At 62.9% G+C, this 12,540-nt stretch carries 15 protein-coding genes, 1 tRNA gene and 1 pseudogene; 11 read left to right on the top strand and 6 right to left on the bottom strand.

Translation table 11 applies throughout. The annotated features are described in order from the left end of the window. The first annotated feature begins 2 nt into the window (after window positions 1-2). Window positions 3-416, top strand: coding sequence for an NADH:ubiquinone oxidoreductase subunit NDUFA12 (locus GGQ88_RS02595; RefSeq protein WP_183611478.1), 414 nt, complete (start codon window positions 3-5; stop codon window positions 414-416). Next, window positions 416-832 (top strand): annotated as a pseudogene (locus GGQ88_RS02590) (DUF2155 domain-containing protein); the annotation flags it as partial. The gene GGQ88_RS02595 and the pseudogene GGQ88_RS02590, both read left to right, overlap by 1 nt. Before the next feature lie 35 nt (window positions 833-867). On the opposite strand, the gene aat reads toward GGQ88_RS02590, so the two are convergent. Continuing rightward, window positions 868-1,650 (bottom strand): leucyl/phenylalanyl-tRNA--protein transferase, encoded by a 783-nt coding sequence (aat, locus tag GGQ88_RS02585; RefSeq protein WP_183611476.1) that lies wholly within the window; start codon window positions 1,648-1,650, stop codon window positions 868-870. Between the two features lie 67 nt (window positions 1,651-1,717). Between aat and GGQ88_RS02580 the strand changes: the two genes are divergently transcribed. Continuing rightward, window positions 1,718-1,793: transfer RNA gene (locus GGQ88_RS02580), tRNA-Trp, on the top strand. A 1,031-nt stretch (window positions 1,794-2,824) separates the two neighbouring features. On the opposite strand, the gene GGQ88_RS02575 is transcribed toward GGQ88_RS02580, so the two are convergent. After that, on the bottom strand, window positions 2,825-3,286 hold the full coding sequence (locus tag GGQ88_RS02575; RefSeq protein WP_183611474.1) for a hypothetical protein: 462 nt from the start codon (window positions 3,284-3,286) through the stop codon (window positions 2,825-2,827). A gap of 336 nt (window positions 3,287-3,622) precedes the next feature. On the opposite strand from GGQ88_RS02575, the gene secE reads away from it, so the two are divergent. From secE to GGQ88_RS02550, 5 genes are all read left to right on the top strand, one after another. Continuing rightward, on the top strand, window positions 3,623-3,817 hold the full coding sequence (gene secE / locus GGQ88_RS02570; protein WP_183611472.1) for a preprotein translocase subunit SecE: 195 nt from the start codon (window positions 3,623-3,625) through the stop codon (window positions 3,815-3,817). A gap of 32 nt (window positions 3,818-3,849) precedes the next feature. Then, entirely contained in the window at window positions 3,850-4,386 is a 537-nt protein-coding gene (nusG, locus tag GGQ88_RS02565; protein WP_183611470.1) for a transcription termination/antitermination protein NusG, read from the top strand. A 168-nt stretch (window positions 4,387-4,554) separates the two neighbouring features. Beyond that, window positions 4,555-4,986, top strand: a complete 432-nt coding sequence (rplK, locus tag GGQ88_RS02560; RefSeq protein WP_054107820.1) for a 50S ribosomal protein L11 — start codon at window positions 4,555-4,557, stop codon at window positions 4,984-4,986. A 4-nt stretch (window positions 4,987-4,990) separates the two neighbouring features. After that, window positions 4,991-5,692, top strand: coding sequence for a 50S ribosomal protein L1 (rplA, locus tag GGQ88_RS02555; protein ID WP_343057053.1), 702 nt, complete (start codon window positions 4,991-4,993; stop codon window positions 5,690-5,692). A 202-nt stretch (window positions 5,693-5,894) separates the two neighbouring features. Beyond that, window positions 5,895-6,059, top strand: a complete 165-nt coding sequence (locus tag GGQ88_RS02550) for a hypothetical protein (protein WP_183611468.1) — start codon at window positions 5,895-5,897, stop codon at window positions 6,057-6,059. On the opposite strand, the gene GGQ88_RS02545 is transcribed toward GGQ88_RS02550, so the two are convergent. The 4 genes from GGQ88_RS02545 to GGQ88_RS02530 are packed head-to-tail and all read right to left on the bottom strand — an operon-like array spanning window position 6,043 to window position 9,602. Then, window positions 6,043-6,588, bottom strand: a complete 546-nt coding sequence (locus tag GGQ88_RS02545) for a chorismate--pyruvate lyase family protein (protein WP_343057052.1) — start codon at window positions 6,586-6,588, stop codon at window positions 6,043-6,045. The two genes, GGQ88_RS02550 and GGQ88_RS02545, sit on opposite strands and share 17 nt — an antisense overlap. A gap of 1 nt (window position 6,589) precedes the next feature. Then, window positions 6,590-7,282: a peptidylprolyl isomerase gene (locus GGQ88_RS02540; RefSeq protein WP_183611463.1), complete on the bottom strand. Its 693-nt coding sequence runs from the start codon at window positions 7,280-7,282 to the stop codon at window positions 6,590-6,592. A 4-nt stretch (window positions 7,283-7,286) separates the two neighbouring features. Next, window positions 7,287-8,048: a competence/damage-inducible protein A gene (locus GGQ88_RS02535; protein ID WP_183611460.1), complete on the bottom strand. Its 762-nt coding sequence runs from the start codon at window positions 8,046-8,048 to the stop codon at window positions 7,287-7,289. Between the two features lie 39 nt (window positions 8,049-8,087). Then, complete coding sequence (locus GGQ88_RS02530; protein ID WP_183611457.1) at window positions 8,088-9,602, bottom strand: flavin-containing monooxygenase; 1,515 nt, start codon at window positions 9,600-9,602, stop codon at window positions 8,088-8,090. 85 nt (window positions 9,603-9,687) lie between these two features. On the opposite strand from GGQ88_RS02530, the gene GGQ88_RS02525 reads away from it, so the two are divergent. The 3 genes from GGQ88_RS02525 to GGQ88_RS02515 all read left to right on the top strand — a co-directional run bounded on the left by GGQ88_RS02525 (window position 9,688) and on the right by GGQ88_RS02515 (window position 12,472). After that, complete coding sequence (locus tag GGQ88_RS02525) at window positions 9,688-10,662, top strand: magnesium and cobalt transport protein CorA (protein ID WP_183611455.1); 975 nt, start codon at window positions 9,688-9,690, stop codon at window positions 10,660-10,662. A 139-nt stretch (window positions 10,663-10,801) separates the two neighbouring features. Next, window positions 10,802-11,449: a DUF47 domain-containing protein gene (locus GGQ88_RS02520; protein ID WP_183611453.1), complete on the top strand. Its 648-nt coding sequence runs from the start codon at window positions 10,802-10,804 to the stop codon at window positions 11,447-11,449. A 24-nt stretch (window positions 11,450-11,473) separates the two neighbouring features. Continuing rightward, a complete protein-coding gene (locus GGQ88_RS02515; RefSeq protein WP_183611450.1) occupies window positions 11,474-12,472 on the top strand; it encodes an inorganic phosphate transporter in 999 nt (332 codons plus the stop codon). Window positions 12,473-12,540 lie beyond the last annotated feature (68 nt).

The following is a 12,540-nucleotide window of genomic DNA, read 5'->3' as shown; positions in this document are numbered from 1 at the left end:
CCATGAGCATCCTCGGCAAGATCTTCACCTGGTGGAATGGCGCGACCATGACCACCATGCTCGACAGCGCGCTTCGCGGCGAACAGGTCGGCACCGACGCGCAGGGCAACACCTATCACCGGGCAAAGAAGCCTTTCCCCAAGGGCCATCCCTTTGCCGGACGTGAGCGCCGCTGGGTGATCTACAATGGTGCCAACGACGCCAGCCGCGTGCCTTCGGAATGGCATGGCTGGCTGCACGGATCGTTCGATGGCGTGCCCGAGAGCAACCTGCCGCCCTCGCGAATCTGGGAGGTCGATTTCACCCCCAACGCTACCGGCACTTCGGCTGCCTACCGTCCGCAGGGCGCGCTCGAGCGGGGCGGGAAACGTGCTGCTGCCACGGGCGATTACGAAGCCTGGTCGCCGGAAGCCTGATGTTGCCTGTCGCATCGCCGGCACTGCGCGCGCTCGCTTTTGCGAGCCTGCTGGCGCTTGCCGCGTGCGGCGAAAAGGAAGCGCCGCCACCGCCCGAAGCGACCGAGACTGGCTCTGCCATCGCCTCTGCATCGGGCGCGGCGGTCGAGAGCGAGTTCGGCACCCCGATCAAGGATCGCGTGGCGACGATCGGTTTCCTCAACAAGCGCAACAACATCACGCAGGACATCGTGCTCAAGAGCGGCGAATCGCGCCGCATCGGCAACGCCATCATCAAGCTGGCCACGTGCGAAAAGACCGCGCCGTGGGAAGACCCGCCGGAGACCGGCGCATTCGTCCAGCTGTTCGTGCAGGAGCGCGCATCGACCGATCAGCCATTGGCGTGGCGCAAGGTGTTTTCGGGCTGGCTGTTCAAGTCCGCGCCGTCGCTCAACGTCGTCGAGCATCCGGTTTACGATGTCTGGGTCAAGAACTGCGCGATGATTTTTCCGGGCGAGGATGAGCCGAAGGCGGCCGAGCGCAGCGCTGCAAAGCCCTCGGGCAGCCCGAGCGGCGCGGCGGCGTCGCCGGATGCTGCAGTGGCGGCACCGACGCCAAGTTCGTCGGCCAGTGCGCGCGCGGCGGCTGTTTCGCCCGAAGAATAAGCGCGCTGGGCTGCGGCCAGCAGTTGCAGATAGTGGCCTTGCGGGATTTCGACCGCACCAAGCGATGCGAGATGCGTCGTGGTGAACTGGCAATCGAGCAGTTCGGCCCCGATCCGGCGCAGCGAGGCCACCAGCCATGCCAGCGCGACCTTCGACGCATCGGCCTCACGGCTGAACATTGATTCGCCGCAGAACACGCGCGCAAACCCGACGCCATAGAGTCCGCCTACCAGCCGACCGTCATGCCAGCACTCGATCGAATGGGCGTGGCCATATTCGTGCAGGCCCATGTAGCTTTCGCGGATGCGCGCGCTGATCCAGCTTTCGTCGGCTCCCGGGCGGGGGGCGGCACAGGCGTCGATCACCGCTTCGAACGCCGCGTTGCAGGTGACGTTGAAATGGCCGCGCCGCAGGGTGCGGGCCAGCGACTTCGACAGGTGGAAGCCCTCGAGCGGCAGGATCGCCCGCATTTTCGGTTCGACCCAGAATACGTCGGGATCGTCGCGGCTGTCCGCCATCGGAAATATCCCCGCGCGGTACGCCTTGAGCAACAGCTCGGGCGGAATGATATGGGGATCGGTGCGGGACATTTTGCTGAGATTACGTTTCGGTCGGTTGCATACCCCGCGTCAAGCCTCTAAGGGCGCTTCCGGGCACAGGAGTGTAGCTCAGTTGGTAGAGCATCGGTCTCCAAAACCGAGGGCCGTGGGTTCGAGTCCCTCCACTCCTGCCAATCGTTCACTAAGTATTTGATATTGAACGATTATTATCGGGTTAGCCAACGACAGAACCTGCAAGCCTGCTCGTTCGAGGCCAGCATCTCGTCTGGACTGGCTGAATGAACGGCAGCATTCGGTTTGATTCTGTGGCCCTCACAACGGCAGGAAATGGGTGGGAAGCGGACCTATCCGTCTCCGACCTCGGGCACTGTCCCGCCGAAGAATAAACCACATTGTCGCTCAACTGATCGGTTCGCCCGCAACAACAGAGGGACAACCTGGCCTTGCTCCTCCCTTGTTATCTTTGTCCCGGTCTTGCTCCATTCGTGCCAATAATGCGTGTTGCCATCCGATTGCACTGCTACATCGAGGGTGTAGCCCCCTTGAAAAGATGGATCAGAGTAGTTGAATTGGGTGACGGTGAGGCCACTCTCGAACCCCCGCGGCCCGTGACCATCTGACTCATACGAGCCCCGCCTTACATCGGGAGCGACAGCCCGAAGCGCATTTTCAATGCAGTCATAATCGACGACGCCCTTAAAATCCTTCTTTAGCGCGACATGCACACCGGGGTCGCATCCAGCTAGCAGGACAGTCAGTGCAGCGAAGACGGCGTGGTTAGCAAGGGATCGGATACTCACGTTACGACGATGACCGAAGTTTTGGGTGCCTGCAACTGGGCGCTTTCTGCCACAAGACTTATGGCAGTTATGGCGTCGTGTCCTGACAGACAGCTTTTAGCTCAAGATATGTTGATAGCCGCCCTTCAGCGGTGCCACCCCATGAGCGAGCATTGACCGGCGTTAGACGACAGCCCGTATGCCGGAAATGTTAGCCAATGATCCCGGGTTGTGGCGGATCTGTGTGGGTTTTTTCGGAAGGTTAGCCAATCTAAGATGTTGAAAAACAACACTTCAGGCAATCCCTCCACTCCTGCCAGTCGCGCGATTAGCTGGCGCGACATGAGATCCGAAACAGACGCGCTTTAAACGCGAAAGGCCGAGGTCTTGCGACCCCGGCCTCGTCGTTTATTCGGCTTGCGATGTTACGGCCTGCGGCCAACAACCCCGCCTACTGCGCCGTCGACGGTCCCGCCAACGCCGGTTGTCGCTGTCGTGCCGTGACCGTCAGCATGGCCGCTGACCGCCGAATCGACAGAACCCGAAGTCGCTACGTCGTTGAGCGAACGTGCCTTGCGATCTTCGGTGCGCGACGTCTTGCGTGTATCGTTGCGGACCTTCGCCTTGGCCGACACGTCGCCGCCGATGCCGCCGTCACGATCCGTGCGCGCCGTCGTGCTGACGTCCGCACCAACGCCGGTATTGGCGCTATCTGAACCCGTTGTGCCCTGAGTTGGCGTAGGACTTGGCGTTGGCGTTGCCGTTGGCGTTGCGGTCGATGCTGCGGCTGCAGCCTCGGCGTCCGTTGCAGTCTTGGCCTGCTGGGCCAGCGCGGGAGTCATCGCGACGGCTGCTGTCAGCGAGGCGAGGACAAAATACTTCTTCATGATCGTTCCTTTTCAGGCCCCCGATAATGCGATCCCTGTTTCAGGTCGGCCCTTGTGCAGGGCGGGGTCTAAACCGGGGTCGGCGATGCCTGTTCCCGCGCCGCGCGCAGCCCGTCCTGCCGGTCGTTCGCCTCGTCGGTCGGTGCCCTGTGGACGCGTCGAGCTGAGCCTTCCGATACCGCACTTGCCAAATTCCGGGCCTGCGACTAAATGAAGGCAACTCCGACATCGGAAAATCGCCAGCCCCTCCCGGACCTGTCCGGGGCGGCGATTTCCCCTAGGCGGAAGAAGCGAGTTTCACGCGGTGGTTTCCGCAACCTAACAAGGCGTTCAGCGATGGCCAAGACCAGCCCCGGCGAGTTCTTCAATCAGGTGAAGGCAGAAGCGCGCAAGGTCGTATGGCCGACGCGGCAGGAAACGACGACCACCGCGATCTTCGTCGGCATCATGATGCTGATCCTCGCGGTGTTCTTCCTCGGCATCGATTCGCTGTTCGGTGCGATCGTCCGCTTCCTGCTCAAGCTCGCCTGACCCGATCCACTTCAGGACCAAGAGAAACAGATATGGCCCGCTGGTACATCATTCACGCCTATTCCGGCTTCGAGAACAAGGTTCGCGACGCGATCATTTCCGAAGCCGAACGCATCGGTCTTTCGCAGCTGGTCGAGGCGGTCGAGGTCCCGACCGAGACGATCACCGAGGTCAAGCGCGGCAAGAAGGTCCAGGTCGAACGCAAGTTCATGCCGGGCTACGTGCTGGCCAAGCTGGCGATGAACGATGATATCTATCACCTCGTCAAGAACACGCCGAAGGTGACCGGATTTCTCGGCACCAACAGCAAGCCACAGCCGATTTCCGACAAGGAAGCCGCCCGTTATTTCGGCGCGCGCGATCAGGCTGCTGCCGAGCCGCGCAAGAGCGTTGTGGTCGATTACGAGATCGGCGATTCGGTCAAGGTCAACGCAGGGCCTTTCGCCTCGTTCAACGGCATCGTCGAGGAACTGGACTTCGACAAGAGCCGCGTAAAGGTCTCGGTCTCGATCTTCGGTCGCGCAACGCCGGTCGAACTGGCCTTCGAGGAAGTCGAACTGGTTCGCTGATTAGGCGACAATGCTTGCATTTCCGGGTCGATAGCCCTATCGGCCCGGCCTTCGCAGCCTTCCAGGCTGTGATTCCGTGCGGGAGTCCCGGTTCTCCGGGGTGTTTGACCGCTCACTCTGAGGTCCCGTCCTGATCGGGCGGGCCAACAGGAAGAAAGGAGGCCCCTCGTGGCCAAGAAAATTGAAGGCTATATCAAGCTGCAGGTAAAGGCTGGCGAAGCCAAGCCTGCTCCCCCGATCGGTCCTGCGCTGGGTCAGCGCGGCGTCAACATCATGGAATTCTGCAAGCAGTTCAACGCTGCCACGCAGGAAGTCGAGAAGGGCACGCCGCTTCCGACCGTGATCACCGTCTATGCCGACCGTTCGTTCACCTTCGTCACCAAGACCCCGCCTGCCACGTTCTTCATCAAGAAGGCCGTCGGCATCCAGTCGGGTTCGAAGACTCCGGGCAAGGCTTCGGCCGGCACGATCACTCGCGCGCAGCTGTCGGACATCGCCCAGGCCAAGATGAAGGACCTGAACGCGAACGACATCGACGCCGCAACGAAGATCATTGAAGGCTCCGCTCGCGCGATGGGCCTCACCGTGGTGGAGGGCTGAGACCGTGGCCAACCTGACCAAGAAGCAGAAGTCGCTGACCGAAAAGCTCGGCGAAAACATGAAGCTTTATGCCGTCGATGACGCCATCAAGCTGCTTAAGGACCTCAAGAGCGCCAAGTTCGACGAGAGCCTCGAAGTCTCGCTGAACCTCGGCGTCGATCCGCGCCACGCCGACCAGATGGTCCGTGGCATGGTTACGCTGCCATCGGGCACCGGCAAGGACATCAAGGTCGCCGTGTTCGCACGTGGTGACAAGGCCGAAGCGGCTCTGGCCGCCGGTGCTGACAAGGTCGGTGCCGAAGATCTGCTCGAAGACATGCAGAACGGCAATCTCGACTATGGCCGCGTGATCGCGACGCCCGACATGATGGGCATCGTCGGTCGCCTCGGCAAGGTGCTGGGTCCCAAGGGCCTGATGCCGAACCCGAAGCTGGGCACGGTTACGCCGAACGTCGCCGAAGCGGTCAAGGCTGCCAAGGGCGGCCAGATCGAATTCCGCGTCGAAAAGGCCGGGATCATCCATGGCGGCATCGGCAAGCTCTCGTTCTCGGACGATGCGCTGCGTGCCAACTTCAACGCGTTCGTCGATGCGATCGTCAAGGCCAAGCCAGCCGGCGCCAAGGGCAAGTACCTGCGCAAGGTCGGCCTGTCCTCGTCGATGGGCCCAGGCCTGAAGATCGACGTGTCGCAGGTTCACGGCGGCTGATCAGTCGAACCTGACCGAAGACAAAAGCGGGCCGGGAGGGGAAACCTTCCCGGCCCCTTTTTTATGCTCCCGGCTTTTTTGCTGGCGGGCGTGGACAGGCCCACCCCGCTGCGACTAACGCCACCTTCGGTGACGCAAGTCTTACTCCCCTCCCGCCTGCGGGAGGGGTTGGGGGTGGGCCTCCACGGAGCAAGGATTGACGATGACCGACAGCAAACCACCCCGCAATCCGGTAACCGTCGCGCGCGAACAGGTCGAAGCGGTAATCCCACTGGAAAAGCGCGGCCCCGGCTGGGACCGGCACTGGCGCGAGTTGGAACACTACGCCGAAGCGGCGATGGACTGGACGGTCAACCCGCGCGATTGAGGTTGGCGCGGGTATAGCACTCCACGACGAGACTGATCGCCTGGCCGTCGGCGAGGCGCAGGACCGCGCGGTGCGACAGCACGGTGCCTGCGGGGCACTCGGCCATGCGTCCGCGCCTGCTCGCCAAACGCTCCCGCCGGAAGCCGAGCGGGGCGACGACTTTGCCAAACGGGGTCTCGGTGGTTTCCAGAATGCGGTTCATATCGGGCGTCAGACGCGCGGGCACGAACCAGTTGTGCGCGACTGACAGCACCGTGTCGCCGCATGCCAATCGGACATGACGATAAGCGACAGGCTCGGTTGCAGATACGCCGAGCACCGTGCGAATGGCGGGCGATGCCACCATACTTGCGCGGCGATCTGCCAGCGCCCGGATGGTCGGCGGTTGAGCAATGCCTTGGGCACCGCACCATTGTCCGAGAGCAGCGGTTGCGCTTTCATTTGTGGCAAGCACGCTTTCGAAGCGCGGCAAGTCGCCAGCCGCACAACCCCCCAGTGCAAGCGGGGCAGCCAGCAGTGACAGGCGCACGTTACGGAGCGGGCGTTGGCGCAAGTGTCGCGTCGGGCAGCCGCCGCGCAGTCAAAATCTTGACCGGCTTGGCCAGCATCTGCCCGCGCATGATGCCTTCGCCTTCGGTTTCCGAAATCGGGGCGGCGTAGATCGCCTTGACCACGTCCATGCCCTCGATCACCTGCCCGAACGCGGCATAGCCGGCCTTGGCCTCGGGATCGGAGGACTCGGGCTGCGCATCCAGCCCGGGCTGGTCGGACACCATGATCGAGAAATCGCCCGCCGCCGTTCCCGGCGCAAGCCGCGCCAGCGACAGCGTTCCGACCTTGTGGAGGATGCCAGTCACATTGGTCGGCTCATGCGCGATCGGCGGCAGGTTGCGCCGGGGATCGCCGCGCGTGCCCGCCTGGATCAGCCCGTTGGGCTGCTCACCCCACGCCAGATGCATCGCACGATAGAACACGACACCGTCGAACCGCTTCGTCTCGGCATAACGCACGAAGTTGGTGGCGCTGACAGGCGCACGGGCGACGTCCACCTCCACCACGATCGGACCCATCTCGGTGGTTAGCACCACGCGCACCGTGGCGGGCAGGGCCGCCTTCGACGGTGAGGGGTAGGCGGGCGGGGGCGCCGTGCGCTTCTTCAACGGCGCGGCGGCAACCAGCGCGATGGCGAGCGGGGCGAGTATGGCGAGGCGACGAGTCAGCATGGTATCAGATCCCGCCGGGTACGGGGAACCGGCCGATCGCCGCCAACCCGTCTTCCAGGCTGTGGGCACAGGCCTTGAGCAGATCGTCGCTGACCGAGCGGATGACGAAGTTCGCGCCGGTCTTGCCCTCGCGGAAGAACGGATAGCTGCCGATCTGGCAGCCTTCGTGCGCCTTTTCGGTCTCACGCAGCAGGTCGGCAATTTCGCTTTCTGCGACCCAGCAGCCGACCGTGGTCGACAGCAGCGGCAACCCGCCTTCGAGCTTTCCGGTCAGTCCATCGAGCATCTGGGCGGTGATGCCGGGGACGCCTGCCATAAGAAACACGTTCTCGACATGAATGCCCGGCGCGCCCGAGACGCGATTCTCGATCAGGTTCGCTCCGGCGGGAACGCGGGCCATGCGCAGACGCGCCTCGTTGAGTCCGCCGCGCGGTTCGTAATAGCTCTCAAGGATCGCGCGCGCCTGCGGATGGATCACGACGTCCACCCCCAGCGCCCGCGCCACAGCATCGACGGTGATGTCGTCGTGCGTCGGACCGATGCCGCCAGTGGTGAACAGGTAATCGTTGCGCGCGCGCAACTTGTTCACCGCCTCGACGATCGCGTCCATGACATCGGGAACGACGCGGACCTCGCGCAGGCGGATGCCCTGCACGCCGAGCCACGAGGCGACTTGGGCGATGTTCTTGTCCTGCGTGCGGCCTGACAGGATTTCGTCGCCGACCACGATCAGCGCGGCGGTCCAGATGCGGGAGTCGTTGGTCATGGCCGTGACGCTAACGCATCGCACCCTTGGGCAAAAGGCCTATTGCGCGTGTTCGAGCTGCCCTTCCTGCTGCACTGCCACACGGGCCTTGCCGAATTCGAGCACGCCGTCGTCGATCGGGTCGTCGCGCATCCACTTGTTGTCGCGGACATAGTCCTGATTGAGCCGCCAGCGCATGTCGCTCGCGCTCTTGGGCAGGAGGTGGCGGGCGCGGTTGATATAGCCTGATGAAAAGTCGTAGATGTCGTCTTCATCGAGCTGATGGTTGGGCGCAAGCCGGGGCACCGCGATCTGGGTGCCGTCCGCTTTCATCTTGTTGAGCACGTCGCAGATGTAACGCGCGTTGATGTCGGCGCGCAGTGTCCACGATGCGTTGAGGTAGCCGAACACTGCCGCAAGATTGGGCACGTTCGAAAACATCGCCCCCTTGTAGTAATAGCGGTCGGCGAAATCGACGGGCACGCCATCGACCGAAATCGCGATGTTGCCCGCCATGACCATCTTGAGCCCCGTCGCGGTGATGATCACGTCGGCATCGAGGTGCTTGCCCGACTTGAGCTCGATGCCGGTTGCGTCGAAGCGGTCGATATGGTCGGTGACGATGCTCGCCCGACCGGCCTTGATCGCCTCGAACAGATCGCCGTCGGGCACCAGACACAGGCGCTGATCCCATGGATCGTACGGTGGGGTGAAAGTGCGCGCATCGTACTTATCGCCCAATGCTTCCTTCAGCTTGTTGGTCAGGTAATCCTTGACCTTCTGCGGCTGCGACCGTGCCTTCTTGAACACCAGGTTCTGCATCGTGACGTTCTTGAAGCGGGTGATGCGGTAGGCCAGCTCCTCGGGCAGGACCTTGCGCAGGAAGTTGGCGATGCCGTCCTTGGCCGGGCGGATCGCGTACCACGTCGGCGTGCGCTGGAGCATGGTCACGTGTGCCGCTTCAGGCATCGACGGGACGATGGTCACGGCGGTTGCGCCCGATCCGATCACGACGACCTGCTTGCCTGCATAGTCCAGGTTTTCCGGCCAGAACTGCGGATGGACGATCTCGCCTTTGAAGTTCTCGCGCCCCTTGAATTCGGCCTCATAAGGCTTGTCGTAATCGTAATAGCCCGAACCGAGGTAGAGCCAGCGTGCGGTCAGGCGACTGCGCTGGCCGTCCTCGCCCTGAAGCGTGACAACCCAATATCCTGCCGTGCTGTCGAAGTCGGCGCTCAGCACTTTGCTGTCGAAACGGATGTGGCGGCGGATGTCGCGCTCGTCGGCGATGCGGTTGAGGTATTCAAGGATCGCGGGGCCATCGGCGATCGACTTCTCGTGCTTCCACGGCTCGAAGATGAAGCCGAGCGTATGCATGTCCGAGTCCGAACGCACGCCCGGGTAGCGGAACAGGTCCCACGTTCCGCCGATCTGTGCGCGGCGCTCGACGATGGTGAAGCTGCGATCGGGACATAGCATCTTCATGTGCGCGGCCATGCCGATGCCCGAGATGCCTGCGCCAACGATCAGCACGTCAATATCCGGTGCAGTGGCTATGGACTGTTCTACGCCCAAGACTTCTCTCCCGTTTCTATTTACAGAGATGTTAGCACGTCTTTACGCGATTGCGAGTCCGATTGCAGTTTGCCACTGGTGCGCCATGACCATGATCGCAGCGCGCCGCTACAGCCACGGAACCGCCCATGACGAGGCGCTGCTGCTGGACGGCGTGCCCCGACCGGAACTGCCTGCGCACAGTTTCGACTGGATCGGCCTATGCGAGCCCGACGCGGCCGAAATGGATCTGGTGCGGCGGCAATACGGCTTGCATCCGCTGGCGGTGGAAGACGCGCTCAACCCGCGCCAGTTGCCCAAGGTGGAAGTCTACGGCAAGTCGCTGTTCGTCGTCGCGCGCACCGCAGACCTGCGCGACGGCGATCTCCTCGACTATGGTCAGACGGCGTTTTTCGTCGGCCCCGGCTATCTGATCAGCGTACGCTTCGGTAGCACCAGGGCACACACCAGCTTGCGGCAGGAACTCGAAGGGCAGGCCGAGCGCATGGCCGAAGGGCCGGACTATGTGCTCCATGCGGTGCTCGACTTCATCGTCGATGGCTATCTGCCGTTGCTCGACAAGCTGGAAGAGGTCGCGCAGGAAATGGAGGAGTCGGCGATCGACGTGTTCCCCGAGCAGGCCGTGATCCGCCGTATCTTCCGTCTGCGACGTCAGCTCCGCCGGTTCGAGCGCGTGGTCGGGCCGATGGAGGAAATGTGCGAGCGGTTGGTCGAAGCCGACCTGCCGTGCATCGATCCGGCATCGCGGATCTGGTTCCGCGACGTGCTTGACCACGTGCGCCGTGCGATGGCGCGAATGCAGGGTCTGAAGGAAACGCTCGTCGCGATTGTCGAAACCGCAAGCCTGCTCGAACAGCATCGCCAGGGCGAAATGACCAGATCTCTGGCCGCATGGGCGGCGATCCTCGCTGTGCCTACCGCAATTGCCGGGATCTATGGCATGAACTTCGAATACCTGCCCGAACTGCGCTGGCATTACGGCTACTTCGCAGTCTGGGGAACGATCATTGCGATCTGCGGTGGCTTGTGGCTCCGCTTCCGCAGCATCGGCTGGCTCTGACGGCTACGGCGCGCCGATCTACCGGTGTGGACAATCGATAGCTGCAGGATTGTGACAGTTCTGTGTCTGCCCTAGTGCCGCAGCCGTCGGGGGCCGAATCGGTTCCGCGCACGTGACGGCAATTCAGGAAGCTATTGCGATGTTCGGTTGGTTCCAGCGCCTCCTGCCCAAGACGGGCGATTTCTTCGGAATGTTCGAGCGACACGCCGCGGCTTGCGTCGATGCCGCCGATGCGCTCGCCAACCTCACCCGTTCGCGTGGCGATGCTGCGCAATGGGTCAGCCGGATCCGCGACCGCGAGCATGACGCCGATGACGTGATCCGCGAAGTGCTGTTTACCGTCCGCCGCACGTTCCTGACCCCGTTCGACCGTGGGGCGATCACATCGCTGATCGGCGCGATGGACGACACCATCGATGAAATGCAGGCCGCCGCCTCGGCTATCGAATTGTACGAGATTGCCGAGTTCGAGCCCGAGATGCAGGAAATGGCCGACAAGATCGTCGAGGCCGTCGGCCTGATCGCGCAAGCCATGCCGCTGTTGCGCGATGTCGAGCGCAATGGCGCGCCGCTGCACCTGCTGACCGAACGCATCGTCCAGCTCGAAGGCGAGGTCGACCTGATCCATCAGGCGGGTCTCAAGGTCAATTTCCTGCGCCACCGCACCGATGGCGATCTGGTCGCGTTCATCGTCGCGCGCGAAATCTACAAGCACCTCGAAAAGATCGCCGACGCGTTCGAGGATGTTGCGAACGAAATCGACGGGCTGGTCATCGACCACGCCTGAGGGCTCAGGTCAGGAGTATTCCCGATGCACGAGCTCGCATTCCCACTGCTGGTCGGCCTGATCGCGCTGGCGCTGGCGTTCGATTTCCTCAACGGGTTGCATGACGCAGCCAATTCGATCGCCACGGTCGTTTCGACCCGGCTGCTGTCGCCCGTTGCCGCAGTGGTGTTCGCCGCTGCCGGCAATCTTGCGGCCTACTGGTTGGTCGGGCTGCACGTTGCCGACACGATCGGCAAGGGCATCATCAACAAGGATATGGTCACCCCCGGCGTCGTGTTCGGCGCGCTGGTCGGCGCGATGTTCTGGAACGTGGTCACGTGGATCAAGGGCATTCCGTCGTCGTCGAGCCATGCGCTGATCGGCGGACTGCTTGGCGCAGGCGTGATGCATGGCGGCTTCGGCGCGATCGAGGCCAAGAAGACGATCGAGACGTTTTTCGCGATCTTCCTGTCCCCGGTGATCGGTTTCGTGCTTGCCATGGCTCTGGTCCTGCTGACCAGCTGGCTGTTCAAAGGGGCCCAGCCGCGACGCGCCGAAGGCATCTTCAAGGGCCTGCACCTGGTGTCGTCGGCTGCCTATTCGATCAGCCACGGCGGTAACGATGCGCAAAAGACGATGGGGATCATCGCCGTGCTGCTCTATTCGACAGGGCACATGCAGGGCGGTTTCCACATTCCCGAATGGGTGGTGATCTCGTGCTATCTTGCGATCTCGCTGGGCACGATGTCGGGCGGCTGGCGGATCATCAAGACGATGGGCACCAAGATCACCCGCCTCAACCACCACACCGGGTTCTGCGCCTCGACTGCCGGGTCGATCGTGGTTTTCGGCGCCAGTGCGTTCGGCATCCCGGTCTCGACCACCCACGCGATCACCGGCAGCGTGATCGGCACGGGCGCTGCGCGACGCGCCAGCGCGGTCCGCTGGGGCGTGGCGCAGCGCGTCGTCATGGCCTGGTTCATCACGATCCCGGCCAGCGCAGCGGTGGGCGCGGGGTTCTACGAGCTTACCCGACTGTTCTAGGCTGCAAAAAGCTCTTGGCTTTCGTGGGCGTCGCGGCAAGATAGTTGCCAGAGAAACCGATCCGGGGA

Source organism: Novosphingobium hassiacum (assembly GCF_014196055.1).
Taxonomy (GTDB): Bacteria; Pseudomonadota; Alphaproteobacteria; order Sphingomonadales; family Sphingomonadaceae; genus Novosphingobium; species Novosphingobium hassiacum.
The sequence above is the reverse complement of the archived record's forward strand: the minus strand, read 5'-3'. Positions and strand labels throughout refer to the sequence as shown.

Excerpts from the sequence above, each read along its gene's own strand:
- GGQ88_RS02595 (WP_183611478.1), top strand. The coding sequence starts at position 3 with ATGAGCATCCTCGGCAAGATCTTCACCTGGTGGAATGGCGCGACCATG.
- aat (WP_183611476.1), bottom strand. The coding sequence starts at position 1,650 with ATGTCCCGCACCGATCCCCATATCATTCCGCCCGAGCTGTTGCTCAAG.
- GGQ88_RS02575 (WP_183611474.1), bottom strand. The coding sequence starts at position 3,286 with ATGAAGAAGTATTTTGTCCTCGCCTCGCTGACAGCAGCCGTCGCGATG.
- secE (WP_183611472.1), top strand. The coding sequence starts at position 3,623 with ATGGCCAAGACCAGCCCCGGCGAGTTCTTCAATCAGGTGAAGGCAGAA.
- nusG (WP_183611470.1), top strand. The coding sequence starts at position 3,850 with ATGGCCCGCTGGTACATCATTCACGCCTATTCCGGCTTCGAGAACAAG.
- GGQ88_RS02550 (WP_183611468.1), top strand. The coding sequence starts at position 5,895 with ATGACCGACAGCAAACCACCCCGCAATCCGGTAACCGTCGCGCGCGAA.
- GGQ88_RS02540 (WP_183611463.1), bottom strand. The coding sequence starts at position 7,282 with ATGCTGACTCGTCGCCTCGCCATACTCGCCCCGCTCGCCATCGCGCTG.
- GGQ88_RS02535 (WP_183611460.1), bottom strand. The coding sequence starts at position 8,048 with ATGACCAACGACTCCCGCATCTGGACCGCCGCGCTGATCGTGGTCGGC.
- GGQ88_RS02525 (WP_183611455.1), top strand. The coding sequence starts at position 9,688 with ATGACCATGATCGCAGCGCGCCGCTACAGCCACGGAACCGCCCATGAC.
- GGQ88_RS02520 (WP_183611453.1), top strand. The coding sequence starts at position 10,802 with ATGTTCGGTTGGTTCCAGCGCCTCCTGCCCAAGACGGGCGATTTCTTC.
- GGQ88_RS02515 (WP_183611450.1), top strand. The coding sequence starts at position 11,474 with ATGCACGAGCTCGCATTCCCACTGCTGGTCGGCCTGATCGCGCTGGCG.